This is a genomic window from Streptomyces sp. 2114.4 (assembly GCF_900187385.1).
Taxonomy (GTDB): Bacteria; Actinomycetota; Actinomycetes; order Streptomycetales; family Streptomycetaceae; genus Streptomyces; species Streptomyces mooreae.
This window is the reverse complement of the sequence record NZ_FYEY01000001.1, coordinates 2787469-2805371: the sequence shown is the minus strand read 5'-3', so window position 1 is coordinate 2805371 and position 17903 is coordinate 2787469. Positions and strand designations below refer to the sequence as shown.

Here is a 17903-nt window from a genome sequence, read left to right as displayed (position 1 = left end):
TTGCCCACCACCACGGATGCTGCCGGTGTGGCCCCACCCGCCGGCAGCGTCCTCCGCACCCTTCCACGCCCCTTCCGCACCTCGGTGCACCACCCGGTGGACGCACCCGCATCGAGGGTCCCTCCGCACCGGTGAATGCACCCGCATGGACGAAGGGATCGATCCGTCTCCGGGAACCACCGGCACCCACGAACCACCCGTCTCCACGAAAGCCCCTGCACCCGCAGCCGTACACGCAAGGGAGAACTGCATGGCATCGGTCGGCTTCCTCTACCCCGGCTACTCCGCGGAGGATGACTACCCCCGGCTCGAATCGCTCCTGGGCGGCGCGGTCCGTCTGCCGCTCGTCCACACCGACATCGGCGAGGACGCCCACCGGGTCGACGCGCTGCTGGAGATGGGCTCCGCCGGGCGGCTGGCGGCCGGTGTCGACGAGCTCAAGGAGCGCGGCGCCGAGGCGGTCGTCTGGGCCTGTACGAGCGCCAGCTTCGTCTTCGGCTGGGAGGGCGCGCACGAACAGGTCCGGGAGCTGTCCGTCACCGCCGGCCTGCCCGCCTCCAGTACCTCCTTCGCCTTCGCCCATGCCGTCCAGGCGCTCGGGGCCCGGCGGGTGGCGATCGCCGCCACCTACCCCGACGACGTGGCCGAGCGCTTCCACGCGTTCTTGAAGTCCGCCGGCACGGAGGTCGTCTCGACCCGCTCGAGCGGCATCATCACCGCCGCCGAGGTCGGCACCTGGGGCAGCGAGGAGGTGCTGGCGCTGGCCCGGGCGGGCGACCATCCCGACGCCGAGGTGGTGCTGCTGCCGGACACCGCACTGCACACCGCGGAGCATCTGCCGGCCCTCGAAGCGGAGCTGCGCAAGCCGGTGCTCACCGCCAATCAGGTGACGGTCTGGGAAGGGCTGCGGCTGCTCGACCGCACGGTGTCCTGCCCGGTGCTGGGCACCCTCTTCTCGCGGACGGCGCACGTCTAGGAGGCACGCCCGATCCGACCCGGCGATGCCACCCGGCGACGCCACCCGGCGTTCCGGCTCGGCGATCTGACCCGGGAATAAGTGGAGAACGGCTCCGGTTGTCCTCCTCGCAGACCACCGACGCGAGGAGGACCCGCACCGTGAGCGGCGAGCGAGACAAGGCCCGGGACAGCGACGAGGCGACCCGCGAAAGCGGCGACGGGATACGAGGCGCGGCACCGGGCACCGCTCCGGTCCCCCTCTCGGTGCTCGACCTGGTGACGGTCGGCGCCGGCCGCACCGCTTCCGACGCGGTCCGTACGGCCGTCGGCATCGCCCGGACGGCCGAACGCCGCGGCTTTCACCGCTACTGGGTCGCCGAGCACCACTCCATGCCCGGCGTCGCCTCCTCCTCGCCCGCGGTGCTGCTCGCCCACCTCGCCGCCCACACCGAGCGCATCCGTCTCGGCTCGGGCGGCGTCATGCTGCCCAACCACGCCCCGCTGGTGATCGCTGAGCAGTTCGGCACCCTGGAGGCGATGGCCCCCGGCCGTATCGATCTGGGCCTGGGCCGCGCACCGGGCACGGACGGGGCCACTGCCGCCGCGCTGCGGCGCACCGAGCGTCTGCACGAGGGGGCGGAGGATTTCCCCCAGCAGCTGGCCGAGTTGACCCGCTTCCTCGACGACTCCTTCCCCGACGGCCACCCCTACGCCAGGATCCACGCGGTCCCAGGACCGGTGCAGGCCACCTCGCCCGGCGGCGTCCAGTCCCGGCACCGGCCGCCCCTGTGGCTGCTGGGCTCCTCCGGCTTCAGCGCGCGGCTCGCCGGCTCCCTCGGTCTGCCGTTCGCCTTCGCACACCACTTCTCCGCGGCCAACGCCCTCCCCGCGCTGGACCTCTACCGCGCGTCCTTCCGTCCCTCCGGGGTGCTGTCCGAGCCGTACGCCCTGATCGGCGTCGCGGCGCTCGCCGCCGAGGAGGAGCAAGAGGCCCGCCGCCAGGTCATGACCGGCGCGCTGTCCATGGTCCGGCTGCGCACCGGCCGCCCCGGCCTGGTCCCCAGCCCCGAGGAGGCCGAGGCGTACGGCTTCAGCGACATGGAGCGGGACTTCGTCGACACCTGGCTCGGCAATGTCGTCCACGGCACTCCGGACGCCGTCCGCCAGGGCCTGGACGATCTCGCCAGGCGCACCGGCGCCGACGAACTGATGATCACCGCCAACGCCCACGGCGGCCCGGCCCGGCTGCGCTCGTACGAACTGATCGCGGACGCGTACGGGATGTAGGCGTCGGACGTGGTGGCCGGGGCCGGTGAGGATGTGGCCGGATCCTCGCCGTGAGGGGCGCGCGCTCGCGGCGGGACTTCTCCGCGGTGTGCGAGCTTCCTCAGGCGCCCGTGTGCCGGCCCGCGTCGAGCAGGGCCTCGACCCGGTCGGGGGCGACGGGGCGGGAGTAGAGCCAGCCCTGCCCGGTGTCGCAGCCGATCCGGCGGAGCCGTTCGGCCTGCTCGGCGCTCTCCACGCACTCGGCGGTGACGGTGAGGCCGAGCCGGTGCGCCAGCGCCACCAGCGCCTCCACGATCGTCTCGTCCGCCGGGTTGGGGTGCTCCTGCGAGCGGAAGCCGCGGACGAAGGAGCCGTCCAGCTTCAGTACGGACACCGGGAGGCGGCTGAGGTAGGCGAGGTTGGAGTAGCCGGTGCCGAAGTCGTCGATGGCGATCCGTACGCCCATGTCGCTGAGCGCCTGCAGGGCCTGCAGCGGCCGGCCGGCCGAGCCCATCACGGCCGACTCGGTCAGCTCCAGCTGCAGCAGCCGCGGCGGCAGCCCGGTCTCGGCGAGGATCCCGGCGACATCCGCGACCAGGTCGGAGTCCCACACCTGACGTACGGCCACATTGACGCTGACGAACAGCGGCTGGCCGGGGTGCGCCAGCTGCCAGGCCCGTGCCTGGTGGCAGGCCCGCTCCAGGACCCAGCGGCCCAGCTCGACGATCGCGCCGTTCTCCTCCGCCAGGGCGATGAACCGATTCGGCGACAGCGTCCCGAACTGCGGGTGCCGCCAGCGCACCAGCGCCTCCACCCCCTGCGCCCGGCCGTCGTCCAGTCCGACCAGCGGCTGGTACTCCAGGGTGAATTCGCCGCGGTCCACGGCAGGGCGCAGGGTGCTGGAGAGCGCCTGCCGGGTCATCCGGTGGGCGTTGCGCTCCGGGTCGAAGAGCGTCCAGCGGGCCTTGCCGTCCTCCTTGGCCCAGTACAGCGTGGTGTCCGCGGCCTGCATCAGGCCGGTCGCGGTGGTGCCGGTCGCGGTCCGCTCCACGACGCCGATGCTGGCCGACACCGAGAGCCGCTGCCCGGCCAGGTCGAACGGGCGCTGCAGGGCGTCCAGGACGCACTGGGCCAGCTCGGCCAGCTGCTCGGTGCCGGTGGAGTCCTCCACCAAAAGAGCGAACTCGTCACCGCCCAGTCGCGCGACGAGGTGCCCCGTCCGGCCCGGCGCGCGCTCCGCCGCGTTCTCCGCGATGCGGGTCAGCCGCTGGGCCACCGCACTCAGCAGCCGGTCGCCGACGCGGTGCCCGAGGGTGTCGTTGACGGCCTTGAAGCCGTCCAGGTCGAGGTAGCACAGCCCGATCCGGCCGGTGCCGGACGGGGCGAAGGAGGCGGTCTCCAGCGCGGCGGAAAGCCGCTCGAAGAACAGTGCCCGGTTGGGCAGCCGGGTCACCGGGTCGTGCATCTGCAGATGCCGCAGCCGGGCCAGCAGATCGTGCCGGTCGCTGATGTCCGCCGCCGACAGCAGCATCCGCTCCTCGCCGCTGAGCGGTTCCGGCGTCAGCGGCTCGACGGTGACCTCCACCCAGACGGAGTGCCCCTCGGGGTGTTTGAGGCGGCGGGTGCAGCGCAGCCGGTCGCTGCGGCCGCACAGCACCTCGCGGTAGGCGGTCCACACCAGCGGGTCGGCGCCGAGGTCGGTGAGGTCCGCCGCGGTCGCGGCGACCAGCTCGGCCGGGTCGGCGCCGACCAGTTCCCCGAAGGCGGAGTTGGCCGCGAGGACCAGGCCGTCGCGGTTGAGGACGGCCATCGCCAGCCGCGCGGCGTGGAAGGTGGCGCGGTAGTCGCCGAGCGAGGCCGCGGTGTCGTCGCAGTGGCCGGCGGGGGCACGCCGTGCGTCGGCGGATGCATTGGTCGTACCGTTACGCTCCGTCACTGAGGGGAGCGTCGCTCCGGGCGTGCGGCCCGGACTGTCGGGGTGTCCGCTCACTGCTCGCTCCCGCATGGCGCTGTCTCGTGATGGAGGGGGGATCTCGCGCTGGAAAGTGTGGCGATCATAGAGGCTGGCGCAACGGCCGATCCAGCGACGCAGCCGTGATCATCCGCTCGCATGACGGATCTTCGGCCATTTCTGCCCGGGTCTGTTCGTACCGAATGCCCCATTGGCTGTTTGTGACTTTCCGTTACGAACCGATGAAGGCGCGCCGGTCACTCGTCCGGGTCCGCAAAACAGGACGAATAGCATTAAATCGCCACAGGGTAGATGAGGTCTCCGAATCCGTCCCTGGAGGTAGATGTGCCGCGCGCCCGGACACCCGACGGGGTGGATCGCCGCCGTCTGCGGCGCGTCGCGGCCGTCGTCACCTCTCTGAGCGCGCTCATCGCGACCTCCATCGTCGCCGGACCCGCCACCGCCTCCGAGGCCGCCCTCTCCTGCGCCCTGGGGCGCACGGACGCGCACCACTCCGAGGGCCTGGACACCTGGAACGGCGCCTACCCGCGCCCGGACCGTCCGCTCAACGCCGTCATGATCTTCCTGTCCTTCCCGGACGCCCGGCCGTCCGCCACCCCGCAGGAGCTCTCCCGCGCCTACTTCCCCGCCACCTCCGGCTTCTTCGACCGCGCCTCGTACGGGAAGTTCCGGCTGCGTCCGCACATCCAGGGCCACTGGGTCCAGATGCCCCGCCCGTCCGCCTCCTACGGGATACGGCGCGACTGGGACGCCGGCCGGCGCTCCGACTATCTGCGCGACGCCGTCGCCGCCGCGGACCCTTCGGTGGACTTCGGCCGCTATGACGTGGTCTATTTCGTCGCCGACCCGGACGCGCCCGGCGTCGACTCGGACGCCACCAAGGTCGTCAACCTCCAACAGCCGATGCACGCCGACGACCGCGATCTGCGCCGGTTCGTCACCGTCTTCGAGCAGAGCCCGCCGGACCGCAATGTCCTCGCGCACGAAACCGGTCACGTCTTCGACCTGCCGGACCTCTATCACCGGCCGCAGAGCGGCAAGGGTGACTGGGACACCTACGTCGGTGACTGGGACCTCATGGGCAGCCAGTTCGGTCTGGCGCCCGACCCCTTCGCCTGGCACAAGTGGAAGCTGGGCTGGATCGCCGACAGCCAGGTGGACTGCGTCGACCTGACCAGCCCCGCCCCGCACTCGCTGCGTACCCTGTCCGCCCCCGAGGAGCCCCGGTCCCAGCGCCGGCCGCGGCTCCTGGTGGTCCGTACGGGGCCCGACAGCGCACTGGCCATCGAGGCGCGCGGTGCCCTGGGCAACGACCGCTCCCTGTGCACCGAGGGCGTCCTGGTCTACCGCGTGCGGAGCGAGACCCCCTCCGGATCGGGGCCCGTGCAGGTTCTCGACGGGCACCCGGGCACCTCGGCCTGCGGGGGCACCTCCGTCTACCCGCCGCTCGCGGACGCACCGCTGGGCGTGGGGGAGGGCATGGACGACGCCCGGGACGGCGTGCGCATCCAGGTCGCGGGGCGGACGACCGACGGGGACTGGGCGGTCAAGGTCGGCCGCGGCTGACGCCCGCCGGCGGCCCGGGGCGAGGTATCCGGCCGGGAGTGAGCCCGCCGGCATACGACGAAGGCCCCCACCGGAGTGGAGGCCTTCGACTGTCTGTGCGCCGCCAGGGACTCGAACCCCGGACCCGCTGATTAAGAGTCAGCTGCTCTAACCAACTGAGCTAGCGGCGCCTGCTGACGGGGAAAACATTAGCATCATGGTCGGGGAGGACAAAAATCGGTTTGTCTCAGCCCGCGGTCAGCGCCGGAATGCGATGCTGAGCTGGGGTTTCCCGCCCGGGGCCGGCCAGGGAGCGGGCGGCGCGCAGACAGGCCCACAACAGCACGTCCGGACCGGGCAGCCAGGGGCTGCGGACGTCCGGCGCCACCAGCCAGCGGGAGAATGACGGGGCGGCCAGGTCCTCGGCGGCCGGGAGAGGGGCGGCGTCGGCGGGCCCGTCCCCGGCGGCCGTCCGGCGGGGGTGGAGGGGCGGGACGGTCACCGCATCGCCGGTGCCGTGGCACAGCAGCGGGGGGACGGCGGCGGCCCACTCCTCCCAGACGAGCAGGGCCGGGAGCCGCTGGGCCGTCCCCGGGGCGGCGAACAGCAGGATGCGGCCGCGGTGTGCCGCCACCGGGCCCGAGCCGGGGCCGTCGGACCACAACCGGTCCAGCATGCGCCGTCCGAAGAGCGCCGGGGCGTTGATCACGTCGAAGGCGGTGCCGCACGGCAGTGCGCTGGGGGCGGCCGGGCGGGTGGCCCACAGGGTGTGCATCTCGTCCGGGCGGGGGCTGGCGGAGGCGAGCCAGTCGGCGCCCGCGAGGGTGACGTACGCCGCGGTGGGGAAGGCCAGGGTGCGGGGTGTCTCAGGCAGCCAGTCGGTCATGGGGGACAGGTCTACCGATGCGGCGGGTGCCCGCTGAGCTGATTGGGGGAAAACAGGGCGGGGCGTCGCGGGAGCCGGTATCTTGCGCCTCTCGCATATGCCACCGGCTCATGATCATGGACCATGAGCCGTGGTGAGGCGGGTGGTGCGGACGGGGTTCCCGGGGCGGCCGCCGGGCCGGGGCGCTCAGTCCGTCTCGCCCGGCAGGGTGCTGCCGCTGCGCATCAGGCCGCGGCCGAACTCGATCATTTTCCGGGCGTAGTCCTCGGTCCACTCCGCCTGCTCGGCGAGCGCGGCCAGCGGCATCCGGTCGAACCGGCTGGGGTCGGCGAGCTGGGCGGCGGCCAGCGCCTGGAACTCCGTGGCGCGGTCGGCCGCGGCGCGGAAGGCGAGCGCCAGCTCCGTGGCGCGGCCGAGCAGCTCGCGCGGGTCCTCCATCGACTCCAGGCCGAAGAAGTGCTCGGGGTCGGTGACGGCCTCGGGCGGCTCGAAGAGCAGCTGCGCGGGCTTCATCCGCCGTGGTCCCGGCGCCGTACCACGCGGGTCGGGAGCCGGTCGCGGCTCGGACATGTACCTACCTCCCAGATCGTGTGCCGCATTCCATTGTCCCGCCCCGCGCAAGGGGGCAGGCGCGGGTGTCCGCCGCCGCCGTTCCCGGGCCGACGAGGGGAGGGGTGACGCCACGCCTCTCGGCACGCCACGCCCCCCCCAGGACGTCACGATCTCCTCAAGGACGCCACGCCACCCGGTGTTCCGCCAGGTGGGCGAGGACGGCGTGGTTGGCCTCCCAGCCGTCCGGGAACTTGACCGTGACGCCGAGGCGGACCGGCTCGGTCGAGGGGTGCTCGTCCAGCAGGTCGGCGACGCCCGCCCGGCAGACCACGATGCAGGCGTGCCGGTGGCGGGAGGCGAGCACACACAGCCGGCCGGTCTCCAGATGGAACGCGGTGGCGTCGGGGCGGCCGGAGAGCGGGTGCAGGACGACCGTGACATCGAACTCGCGGCCCTGGAGGCGGTTGGCGGTGTCCACCGCGACCCCAAAAACCCCCAGCTCGGCGAGCGCGGCGCGGACGGCCGCCGCCTGGTCGCGGTGGGCCGTGCCGACCGCGATCCGGGCCGCCGTGAGCGGCACCGGGACGGCGGCCCCGCCGTCCGGGTCCCGCCGGGCCTCGCTGCTCGCGGCGCCACCGCGGTCCAGGAGCCGGCGCACGACCTGGGCCACCGCGCGGACCGCCTCCGGGTCCGTACGCGGCGTACGGCGGGCGGGGAGTTCCAGCAGGCCCCAGCCCGACTCCGCGGCCTCGTCCAGGACCCGGTCCACCCCCGAGCCGTCGCCCGGCACCCCGAACGCCAGCCGGCGGTCGCCGTGGCCGGTACCGCTGCGGAACGGGGTGTACGGGTAGAACGCGGCGGAGACCAGCGGCGCGGCCGAGGCGGGCAGCCGCCAGGAGACCGGCAGCCGGTGCTGCGGCAGATCGGGGTTGTGGGCCAGGAGGGTGGACACCGCGCTCGCGGACGGGTCGTACGCCAGCCCCGCCCACTGCTCCGCGCCGACCACGCTGAACGGATCCAGCTGACCCGGGTCGCCGACGAACAGCGCCCGCTCGAAGAGCCCGGCGACGCTCAGCAGCGCGTCGGACCGCATCTGGTAGGCCTCGTCCACGATGGCGTGCCGCCAGGGCTCGTCGACTTTGGTGTAGGCCCATTTCGCGGCCGTCGACACGACGATGTCCATCCCGGCCAGATCGGCGGCCTTCGCGGACGTACGGACCGCGGGCAGTTCGGCCAGCGCCGGGTCGAACGCGCCGGGCTCGCTGCTGTGCAGCCGGCCGACCGGCAGCTGGGGGTCCTTCTCGGCGAGCCGCAGCACGAGGTCGTCGACCTGGGCGTTGGTCTGCGCGACCACCATCAGCGGGCGTCCGGCGGCGGCCAGTTCGCGGGCCGCCCGCACCACGAGGGTGGACTTGCCGGCGCCGGGCGGGGAGTCGACGACCACCCCGCGCCGGGAGCCGTGCAGGGTGTCGTGCAGGATCGCTTCGGTGGCCGCCGCGGCCGCCGCGGCCGGATCGAAGCTCTTGGCCGCGGGGGCGGGCACGGGTGCGGGGGAGTCCTGAGGGGCCGTCATGCGGCAATGCTCCCCGGGGCGGCCGGGTGCCGGGCGCGGTTCACAGGAAGTCCTCCGTGGTCACGGGGTCGGGGGTGTCGTACGGAGCCTGCGCGGGGCCGGCGGGGCCGGGCGGGGGGCCGCCGTGGGTCCACGGGGTGTCCTCGGGGTCCGGGAGCTCCGGGCCGCCGCGCGGTGCGTGTTCGAACAGCGTCCAGCACACCGTGTCGTCCGGCTCCGGCACCGAACCGGGCTCGGGGGTCTTCCCGCGCCCCATCCCGCCCGTCAGCCGCACCACCAGGGCGCCCGGCTCCCCGGCCACGGGCGCGACGTATTCGGCGCTCTGCGTCCTGCCGTCCGCGAGGGGGCGGTAGAGCTTGCCGCCCTCGGACAGCTGCGGGCGGTCGGCCGTCCACAGCGTCACCAGCGGGCGCGGCATCGGCCGCTTGCCCTCGGAGAAGGCCATCTCGACGGCGGTGACCGTGCCCTGGAACGCCTCACCGGCCAGCCGCCGTCCCGCCATCACCAGCGGATCGTCCAGGGCTTCCTGGGCGTCCAGTTGGGCCTGGGCCGTCTCCCGGGCGGACAGTTTCTGCGCGGCGGTGACCGCGTCGTCCTGCCGGGGCTGCGGGGGCTCCCCGGCGCGCACCCGGTCGCGGTGCGCCGTGTACGACCAGCGGTCGCGCTTCCAGCGGTCGGCGACGTGGGCGCCCTCGGGGAGCGCCCGCAACAGGTCGAGACCGTGCCAGACGGCGTCCCAGGCCGGCCGCAACTGCCCCTCGACCAGGGCGCGGAGCGCGTCCTCGGCGCCCGGCAGCCCGGCGTCGTAACGGGCCATCGCGGGGGCCAGCAGCCGGTTGTCGAACGCCGGGTCGGTGGCCGGGCCGGCCGGCGGGCACAGCAGCTGCCCCGCCGCGTCGCGCGCCGACTCCGCACGCTCGGCCGCCTCCCGGCCCGACATCCCCGGCGGCGGGTCGATCCAGGAGAGCAGGGCACCCAGGTGCTGGTCCTCCAGCACGCTCTGGCCGGTCGCCCAGTGGCGGGTCAGCAGGCCCGTCATGGACAGCAGCAGGCTCGCGCCCGGAACCCGCGCCCGCTCGCCGAAATGGGTCAGCCAGCGGCCCAGCAGCGGGACGTGCGGCGGCGCGGGGTACGGCGTCTCCGGCTCCTGCTCGGCCGTGCGCCGGAACCGCATCGAACGTCCCAGCAGCCGGACGAACTCGATCCCCGCGGCGCTCGGCACGATCAACTGCGGTGCGTCCGCACACAGTTCGACCTGCACCGGGACCTTCTTGCCGGTCTCCGGATCGGTCTCCTTGCGCTCCTCGAACCCGATGGCGTCCGCGTAGCCGTCCACATACGGCAACACCGTCTCCGCCAGCTCGGCGAGGAAGGCGAACCGCAGATCGCGGTCGCGCGGCTGCGGAACGGCCAGCAGCACCGGCTTCTCGCGGTCCGTGCCGACCAGCGCGCCCAGCGGGGCGCCGGCCTCGCCCGCGGTCGTCAGCGGCACGAAGACCAAAGGGCGTTCGGACAGATGGCGGTGCAGGGCCGTGCAGCGCGGCTGCGCCCGGCCCGCGGCGACCGCCTCCATCCGGGCCAGCGTCTCGATCAGTGACATCCCGGCTCCTTTGTCCGCGGCGTCGGCACGGCGGCGCCGGCCAGCGCCTCGGCGCGCAGCGCGGCGGCCCGGCGCAGCGCCACCACGGCCGGGTCCTCACCGCCCGGGTCCGTGGGGCCCGCCCCGTCCGGGGCGGCCGCCGTCAGCACCTCCTCGATGGTGCGCAGGCCGCCCAACTCGCCCCGTACACCGCGCCCCAGCGCCTCCACCGCACCGTCCTGACGGGCGCGCGTACGGCAGTGGAAGGCCAGCTCGCAGGCGGCCAGGCACTCGGGGGCGTAGGCCGCGCCGACCGCCTCGACGGCCTCGGCCAGCTCCTCGGGCGGGCGGGTCGCCGTCTTCCCGTCGTCCGCGAGCCGCAGGTCGAAGGTGGTCCGTGCGGGCAGGGCGGCGGCGATCTCCTCGACCCGGGTCAGACGGGCCAGCTGCCGCCGGGTGGTGGCCAGTTGCTTGCGGACGTCGACGGCGGCGGCCGTGGGGAGGTTGGAGAAGTCCTTCGGGCACACCAGCAGCACCCGGTCGCGGACGTGGACCGTGCGGCCGGTGCGGGCGCCGGCGTGCCGGGCCACCGGCTCCAGGGCGAGGACGTACACCGCCGCCTGCCGCGCCGCGGCGCCCACCTTGGCGGCATCCGCCGAACCGTCGATCATCGGGAAGGACTTGATCTCGACGACCGTCCAGCTGCCGTCCGGATGCACCACCACCGCGTCCGGCTCCACATAGGCGGGCGACCCGGCCACCTCGACGGCCAGCATCGGGTGGTCGAGCAGCGCCCAGCCGCCGGCCGCGGTCGCGTCGCGCAGCGCCAGCGCCGTGCGCGCCGCCCGGCCCGCGGGCCCGGCCGCGGACAGATCCGGGGTGGCGACCTCCTCGGGCACGGGCGCCGGGGTGCCGGGCGCCAGCCGCTCGTGCACCAGCCGCAGCAGTTCCGTGCCGCCGTCGGCTTTCACCCGGGCCTCGAAGGCAGTGCCGCGGACGAGCGCGAACTGGGACTGGCCGTACGCCGCGGGCGAGCCCAGCGCCCGGGCCAGCGCGCCCTTGTCGATGCCCGCGCCGTCCAGCAGCGCACGGCGGTGGCAGCCGGGGTTGGCGGCCAGCGCGGCCAGTGCGCGGGCGTCGAGGGGACGGGGGTGTACGCCGGGGCCGCGCAGCTCGATGAGCCTGGCCCGGCCCACGCGGGGAGCTGCCTCCGGCGGCGGACTCGGTGCCGCCGTCGGCGACCCGGCCGAGGAGGCGGCCGGCGCGGGGCGGCTGTCGCGGAAAACGTTCACCCGCGGAAGTCTCGCATCCGGCACTGACATGCGGGGGGACCACCCACGGACCGGCCGTCGGCGGAGGCCGCTCCCGGTGGCGGCCGTACGGTGTACGGCGGCGTCGTCCCGACGGACTCCGGGCACGTCCCGGCACGTCCCGGCCAAGTGCCCCATAGGGCCCGGGCAGGCCTCGGACGGGCTCCGGGCAGGCCTCGGGCGGCCCCCGGACAGACCTCGGGCAGCTCCCGGGCGGACCGCGGCACGCTCCGCGCCCGGACCGCGCACCCGGCAGGGAAAAGGGCCCCGCCGCCGGTCAGCGGCAGGGCGGCCGCCCCGGCCGGGGACAAATCGACCCGGTGCGCGATGATGGAAGGCCCGCGGTCAACGCCGCCCGCACCGAGAACGACCAGCCGGGAAGCCGGCGAGAGGTACGACCATGGCACCGCGCATTTTCCTGGCCAGGCACGGGCAGACCGAGTGGTCGCTGTCCGGCAGGCACACCGGCCGTACGGACGTCCCGCTGCTGGACGAGGGCCGGCGCGGCGCCAAGCTGCTGGGCGAGCGGCTGCACCGCGCCCCCTGGGACGGCCTGCCGGGCGTCGAGGTCCGTACCAGCCCCCTGGTGCGTGCCAAGGAGACCTGCGAGCTGGCCGGTTTCGGCGACCGGGCGCAGCAGTGGGACGCGCTGATGGAGTTCCACTACGGCGCGTACGAGGGCCTGACGCCGGCCGAGATCAAATCGGGGCGGCCGGACTGGCTGATCTGGCGCGACGGTGTGCCGGAGGGCGAGACGCTCGCCGAGGTCGCCGCGCGGGCGGACGAGGTCGTCGACTGGGCGCGGTCGGCCGACCGTGACGTGCTGGTCTTCGCGCACGGCCACATCCTGCGCTCCCTGGGCGCCCGCTGGCTGGGCCTGGACATCTCCTTCGCCGCTCGGATCCGGCTGGAGCCGACCTCCCTCTCGGTGCTCGGCTGGGCCTACGGCGAACCGGCCATCGAGCGGTGGAACGACACGGGGCACCTCGGCTGAGGGGCGCGGCGGAAGCCGCCAGGGGAGAGCGCGGGGGAGGGCGCGGGGCGGCGGCTGGGCGTTGACTTTTCTTGGGCGGCGGCCGTGCGTTGACTTTGCTTGCGCGTTGGCCGTGCCTTGACCGTGCTGTGTGGTGCTTCCCCCGCCCCCTCCCCCCTCCTCCCCCTTCGGGGGAGGGGGCGGGGGTGGGTTCGGGGGTGGGGGGAGCTGCATGGCCTGGCGCCCTCAGCCGTCAGCCGCCAGCCGTCAACGGTCAGCCTCAGCCCTCAGCCCTCGGCCCCAGCCCTCAGCCATCGGAGGCCGCCCCCGGTGTCCCGTCCTCCTCCGAGACGGCCGATGCCGCGTGCCGCTCCAGGAAGCCGGCGACCGCGCCGCAGTCGCGATGCGCCCGCAGCGTCCGGGCCGTGCCGTCCAGCATCGACCGGATACGGGCCGAGCGGACCTGCTCCAGCAGCGTCAGCACCCGGGACCCGGCCACGGCGGCCTCCTCGGGCTGCCCGCTGTCCGCGAGATCGCCCGCGAGCTCCGCGGTGAACAGCGCGATATTGCGGGTGAAGTGGGGGTCCTGCAGCGCCACCGCCCGGCGCGCGTGCTCCGCCGCACGCCCCGCCTCACCCAAGGCCGACCAGCACTGCGCCTCCAACCCCTCCAGTTCGGCCTCGCCGTAGAACGACATCCACTCCGGGTCGCCGTCCCGCGGCCCGCCCGCGAAGTGCCGCTCCGCGCGGGCCAGCGCCTGCTCGCAGCCGGAGCGGTCCGCCAGCACCGCCCAGCCGCCCGCCTCGCGCAGGGCCAGCAGCGACAGCAGCCGCGGCGAGGCCAGCTGTCGGGCGGCCTGCTGGGCCGCCTGCGCGGCGCGCACCGCCTCGCGCGGACGCCCGGCATCGCGGGCGAGGAAGGCCGTATTGCAGAAGGCGTGGGCCTCCAGGGCCGCGTCGCCGCAGACCCGGGCGGTGGCCAGCGCCTCCGCGTAGTGCGAGCGGGCGTCGCCGAAGCGGCCCGAGTCATGCGCCAACCAGCCGACCGTGATGGCGAGTTCCCCCGCCCCGGCGTGCAGCCGGTCGGACACCGAGCGGCGCTGGACGCCCGCGTCCAGCAACTCGTAGGCGGCGCGCAGCGGCTGGGTGGCGCGGCGGTAGATGCCCTCCGCGCCGTGCCGGTCGTCCAGCAGCCGGATCTGCCGGACCGCCTCCTCGACGGCGGTGGCCTCGGCGGCACCGGCGCGGCCGCCCGCCGCGGCGCGCGGGCCCGGTACATGGGCGGATGTGACGGCGGCAGCGGCCTCGATGGGGTGCAGTGCGGCAAAGCCCAGGGCTGCCGCCGGGCCGCCGGTGATGAACGCGCGACGCAGCACGTCGCTCTCCTCGTGGATCTGGATACAGGTATCGCGGTGGTCGGGGTCGGTTGCCAGGGGCGCGGCGCCGGCCGCCGCGGTACGCGCCCCCCGTCCGCGTACCGCCTCGCGCGGCGCGAACCCCATGTCGGGCAGCGTGAGCCCGGGGAACATGTGCCGGAACACCCGCTCGTAGGCGTAGTTCGGACACCGGATCTCCCCGGACTCGACGCGGCCCACATAGCGGGCGTCGCACGAGACCTGTTCACCGATCTCACGGGCGGACCGTCGGACCGCCGCCGCGAACTCGCCCGGTGACAGCCGGCCGCGCAGCTGTCGGAAAGCGAGGTTCGGGCGGGCGGGTACGGTGCGGGACGACGCTGAACTTGCTGGTGGCGACGCCATGGCGGACCCTCTCCGTGCCCTCTCCGTGCCATCAGGTGACGATGCCGCCTCCTGGCGGTGCGGCGGGTTGACCGTACCGGCTGTGATGGCTCCGATACGCAGAGTTTGGCCACAAATCGGATATCTCGCGCGCGATCTGCCATGAACTGCCATCCTTTGCAGCGTTACGCCGCCGTAGCTGTTGACACGCCTGACCGTTGAAGTCGGTGTAAAGGGTCTGGTGTGTGCAGGAGGAGGGGTTCTCCGTGTGGGAGACCGGCGTGAGCAGGGGCGGCAACGGGTCCGCGGGCCAGGCCGTCGCAGACGGGGCACCGGCCGTACCGGCGCAGGCGTGCGACCTCGTGACGGTGCCCGCCCGGCAGGGGCTGGAGGCCGTGGACATCCTCCGGCTGCGGGACGGTGTCGGCCCGGTCCTGCACGACGGGGTCTGCGACACCCTCGGCTTTCTGGTGCCCGCGGGTACCGCGGCGGGCTGGGACGTGCCGGGCAGCGCGTGTACCCAGACCTCCGGGAGGGGCATCGCGCTGGGGGCGCTGTGCGGGGAAGGGGCCGCCGCGCACCCGCCGGTGACCGGCAGCGGCTGGCTGGTGTCCCCGGAGGGTGCGGGCGCCGAGGCCACCGACCCGGCCGTGCTGCGGGCGGCACTCGGCGAGGCGGCCCGCACCATCGAGGCCGTGGACCGCTGTCAGTGAGACCGGCCGCCGGTCGGGCGCGCCTTACGTCCCTTGCGCGGCCGGCGCGCTGTCCCGCGCCGGGCGGGGGATGCGGGTTGCGCCGCGCCGGTCGCCGAGCCGGCGCTGTACGCCGCGCAGCAGCCGCGTCGCGGTGAACGCCGCGCCGTGGACGAAGCGCATCGACGGGCCGAACGACGGAGCGGTCAGCAGCCCCGCGAAGAACAGGCCGGGCCAGGACGACTCGAAGCAGCAGCTCAGTTCGGGCACCCGGCTGCCGCCCACCGTCCGCAGCGTGGTGCGCACAGGGGGGACGAGCAGCCGCAGCCGCCCGAGGTCGGGGCGGAACCCGGTGGCCGCCACCACGTGCTGGGTGTCCAGGGTCTCGGTACCGCCCTCCGCATGGGTGAGGTGGAGCCGCACCCCGTCGTGGTGAGCGGTCGCCGCCCGGATCCGGTGGTTCAGCAAGGTGGGCACCGTCTGCTCGAAGCGCTCCCGCAGCCACCAGGCGCCGGCCGGGCCCGGCGTCGTCTCGGCGATCCGTAGCCGGGTCGCGGTGGGCAGCCGGCGCACCGCCCAGGGAGCCTGTGACCACAGCCGGTTCGGCCAGCCGGTGCCCAGCGCGGAGTGCGGGTCGCGCAGCGCGCGCAGCCGCCCGCGCTCCAGCGGCTGCGGCGGGGCGTTCCAGCGCAGCCGGTCGGCGCGGGCCACGAGGCGGGGCCGGGCGCCCTGTTCGGCGAGCAGGGCCGCGGTCTCCAGCGCGGACTGGCCGGCGCCGATCACGGTGACGTCCTGACCACAGAAGCGGCGCAGGTCGCGGTGGTCGCTGCTGTGCGAGGCGAGGTGCGGGGGGAGTTCGAGCAGCGGCCAGGGGCGGTGGACGAACGGCATCACGCCGACGGCGAGCGCAACGGTCCGGGCCGCGATCCGTTCGCCGGTGTCCGTGTCGACGTGGAAGCCGTCGTCGTCCGGGCGTACGGAGGTGACGGTGACCTCCTCGATCTGCGGTACCGCCCGTTCGCCGAACCATCTGCCGTACGCGGTGAAGGTGCCGAGCGGCAGCGGGACGCCGTGCTCGGTGGGCAGGTCGTGGGCGGCGCCGTACGCGGCCGGGGTGTGGCTGCCGTCCGGGTCGGAGAGCGGGGAGGCCCAGGGCTCGGAGGTGAGGAACATGCCGTCGGGCATGTGGTCGCGCCACGTGGCCATCGGCCGGCCCAGGACCCGCAGCCGCAGCCCGGCCGCCGCCGCATGCGCGGCGATCGAGAGTCCGTAGGGGCCGGCGCCCACCACCACGAGGTCGTACATGGAAGCTCCCTGCTCTTTCTCTTGGTGCGGTGCGGACGGAAGCGACCGCGGGGGCGGAGCGGGCACACCGCCGGGCGGAGGGGTGCGGCCGGGCCGGGCGTGGCTATCTGTTCGAGAGCGGGGACGGGGCGGGCGACCGGGCCGGATCCGGCAGGGAGACGGCCGCCGCGGACAGCGCAGCCGAGCGGCCCTGCGGCAGGGGCACCGCCGCCCGGTTCCGGCGCCGGGCCGGGGCGACGGCCACCGCCTGCTCGTACACGGACATCAGTGCCTCGGCGCTGCGGGTGATGTCGTAGCGCCGCACCACCGGCGGAACCGGCAGCCGGCCCGGCCCGTGGCGCCTCAGCTCCCGCAGTGCGGTGGCGAGTTCGTGGACGCCGGGGCTGAAGCGCCGGGCGCCGGGGGCCTGGTCGGCGGGGAGTTCGTCGACCGCCGGGCAGCTGCCGTAGAGCACATGCAGCCCGGACCCGAGCGCTTCCAGGACGGCCAGCCCGAACGCCTCGTCCGGGGAGGGCGAGACGAAGACGTCGATGGCCGAGAGCAGGCCGGGGATGTCGGGGCCTCCGGGGCCCTGGGGGTGGGCTGACGGGGCGTGGGTTCCCCGTGCGCCCCCGGTTCCCCGTCCGCCCCCGGTTCCCCACGCGGCGGCTCCCCGCCCGTCGGACGCGGCGTCGACCGCCCCGTCGCGCTCGCCCAGCAGATGGATCCGGTCGCCCGAGCCGAACTGCTCCGCCATCCGGCGCAGCGTCTCCCGCTCCGGCCCCGCGCCGGCCAACAGCAGGTGTACGCCCGGAAGTTGGGTCACCGCCCGGACCAGTACGTCGAACCGCTTGCCGGGCACCAGCCGGCCGGCCCCGCCGACCACGAACGCGTCCAGCGGCAGGCCCAGCCGGGTGCGGACCAGGGCCCGGGCGGCCGGATCGAAGGCGAAACGGTGCGCCTCGATGCCGCCCGGCACCACATGGATGCGCTGCTCCGGTACGCCCCAGCGGCGCAGCCGGGCGGCCACGGTGTCCGAGACGGCGACCGTGGCCGTCCCCAGCCGTTCGGTGGCCCGGTAGAGCGTGCGGACGCCACGGGTCAGCCGGCGGCCCTCGATGACCGCATCGCCCAGTGAGTGCTCGGTGGCCACCACGGCCCGTACACCGGCCATCCGGGCGGCGATCCGGCCGTAGACGCAGGCCCGGTAGAGGTGGGTGTGCACCAGGTCGTAGCCGCCCTCGCGGATCAGCGCGGCGAGGCGGGGGAGCGCGGTCAGGTCCCGGTTGCCGGTCATTCCGAGGTGGGTGACGGGGGTGCCGTCGGCCTCGATGCCCTCGGCGACCGGGCCCGGACGGGTCAGGGTGACGACCTCGCAGTGCGCGGGCAGCCGGCGCAGCAGCAACCGCAGCTGCTGCTCGGCGCCGCCCACGTCGAGGCCCGTAATGACGTGCAGAACCTTCACCGGATGCCTCCTGGGGTAGCGGCCGGGGTGGTGGTCTCGTAGGGGGCGGCGCACGGGGGCGCGGCGGGTGCGGAATGTGCTTGCGGTGCGGTGCCTGCTCGCGGTGCGGCG

14 protein-coding genes and 1 tRNA gene are annotated in these 17903 nt (G+C 74.8%); 5 read left to right on the top strand and 10 right to left on the bottom strand.

Annotated features, from left to right (window positions below; all coding sequences use genetic code 11):
- Positions 1 to 250: 250 nt before the first annotated feature.
- Both CFW40_RS12120 and CFW40_RS12115 read left to right on the top strand, forming a co-directional pair.
- Entirely contained in the window at positions 251 to 976 is a 726-nt protein-coding gene (locus CFW40_RS12120) for an aspartate/glutamate racemase family protein (RefSeq protein ID WP_088797798.1), read from the top strand.
- Positions 977 to 1116: 140 nt separating this feature from the next.
- On the top strand, positions 1117 to 2244 hold the full coding sequence (locus CFW40_RS12115) for an LLM class flavin-dependent oxidoreductase (protein ID WP_088797797.1): 1128 nt from the start codon (positions 1117 to 1119) through the stop codon (positions 2242 to 2244).
- A 100-nt stretch (positions 2245 to 2344) separates the two neighbouring features.
- Here CFW40_RS12115 and CFW40_RS12110 read toward each other — a convergent pair whose 3' ends face one another.
- The gene (locus CFW40_RS12110) at positions 2345 to 4159 is read right to left on the bottom strand and encodes a bifunctional diguanylate cyclase/phosphodiesterase (RefSeq protein WP_088797796.1); all 1815 of its coding nucleotides are present in this window, start codon (positions 4157 to 4159) and stop codon (positions 2345 to 2347) included.
- A 360-nt stretch (positions 4160 to 4519) separates the two neighbouring features.
- Between CFW40_RS12110 and CFW40_RS12105 the strand changes: the two genes are divergently transcribed.
- Positions 4520 to 5761: a M6 family metalloprotease domain-containing protein gene (locus CFW40_RS12105; protein WP_256331791.1), complete on the top strand. Its 1242-nt coding sequence runs from the start codon at positions 4520 to 4522 to the stop codon at positions 5759 to 5761.
- Positions 5762 to 5857: 96 nt separating this feature from the next.
- Here the strand turns inward: CFW40_RS12105 and CFW40_RS12100 are convergent.
- The 6 genes from CFW40_RS12100 to CFW40_RS12075 all read right to left on the bottom strand — a co-directional run bounded on the left by CFW40_RS12100 (position 5858) and on the right by CFW40_RS12075 (position 11622).
- Positions 5858 to 5931 (bottom strand) — tRNA-Lys (locus CFW40_RS12100).
- A gap of 56 nt (positions 5932 to 5987) precedes the next feature.
- The gene (locus CFW40_RS12095) at positions 5988 to 6626 is read right to left on the bottom strand and encodes a bifunctional DNA primase/polymerase (protein WP_088797794.1); all 639 of its coding nucleotides are present in this window, start codon (positions 6624 to 6626) and stop codon (positions 5988 to 5990) included.
- A gap of 186 nt (positions 6627 to 6812) precedes the next feature.
- The gene (locus tag CFW40_RS12090) at positions 6813 to 7196 is read right to left on the bottom strand and encodes a hypothetical protein (protein WP_256331499.1); all 384 of its coding nucleotides are present in this window, start codon (positions 7194 to 7196) and stop codon (positions 6813 to 6815) included.
- Between the two features lie 157 nt (positions 7197 to 7353).
- Complete coding sequence (locus tag CFW40_RS12085) at positions 7354 to 8751, bottom strand: AAA domain-containing protein (RefSeq protein WP_088797792.1); 1398 nt, start codon at positions 8749 to 8751, stop codon at positions 7354 to 7356.
- Between the two features lie 40 nt (positions 8752 to 8791).
- Positions 8792 to 10351 (bottom strand): hypothetical protein, encoded by a 1560-nt coding sequence (locus CFW40_RS12080; protein WP_088797791.1) that lies wholly within the window; start codon positions 10349 to 10351, stop codon positions 8792 to 8794.
- Positions 10342 to 11622 carry a hypothetical protein gene (locus CFW40_RS12075; RefSeq protein ID WP_371127299.1) on the bottom strand — a complete coding sequence of 427 codons (1281 nt, stop codon included), beginning with the start codon at positions 11620 to 11622 and terminating at the stop codon, positions 10342 to 10344. Before CFW40_RS12075 ends, CFW40_RS12080 begins: the two co-directional genes overlap by 10 nt.
- A gap of 418 nt (positions 11623 to 12040) precedes the next feature.
- On the opposite strand from CFW40_RS12075, the gene CFW40_RS12070 reads away from it, so the two are divergent.
- The gene (locus CFW40_RS12070) at positions 12041 to 12634 is read left to right on the top strand and encodes a histidine phosphatase family protein (RefSeq protein ID WP_088797789.1); all 594 of its coding nucleotides are present in this window, start codon (positions 12041 to 12043) and stop codon (positions 12632 to 12634) included.
- A 286-nt stretch (positions 12635 to 12920) separates the two neighbouring features.
- Here the strand turns inward: CFW40_RS12070 and CFW40_RS12065 are convergent, their stop codons facing one another.
- A complete protein-coding gene (locus CFW40_RS12065) occupies positions 12921 to 14372 on the bottom strand; it encodes a transcriptional regulator (protein WP_088797788.1) in 1452 nt (483 codons plus the stop codon).
- A 245-nt stretch (positions 14373 to 14617) separates the two neighbouring features.
- On the opposite strand from CFW40_RS12065, the gene CFW40_RS12060 reads away from it, so the two are divergent.
- The gene (locus CFW40_RS12060) at positions 14618 to 15064 is read left to right on the top strand and encodes a hypothetical protein (RefSeq protein WP_176956518.1); all 447 of its coding nucleotides are present in this window, start codon (positions 14618 to 14620) and stop codon (positions 15062 to 15064) included.
- Between the two features lie 24 nt (positions 15065 to 15088).
- Here CFW40_RS12060 and CFW40_RS12055 read toward each other — a convergent pair whose 3' ends face one another.
- Positions 15089 to 16348, bottom strand: a complete 1260-nt coding sequence (locus CFW40_RS12055) for an NAD(P)-binding domain-containing protein (RefSeq protein ID WP_088797787.1) — start codon at positions 16346 to 16348, stop codon at positions 15089 to 15091.
- A gap of 103 nt (positions 16349 to 16451) precedes the next feature.
- The gene (locus tag CFW40_RS12050; RefSeq protein WP_088797786.1) at positions 16452 to 17792 is read right to left on the bottom strand and encodes a glycosyltransferase; all 1341 of its coding nucleotides are present in this window, start codon (positions 17790 to 17792) and stop codon (positions 16452 to 16454) included.
- Positions 17793 to 17903: the final 111 nt, after the last annotated feature.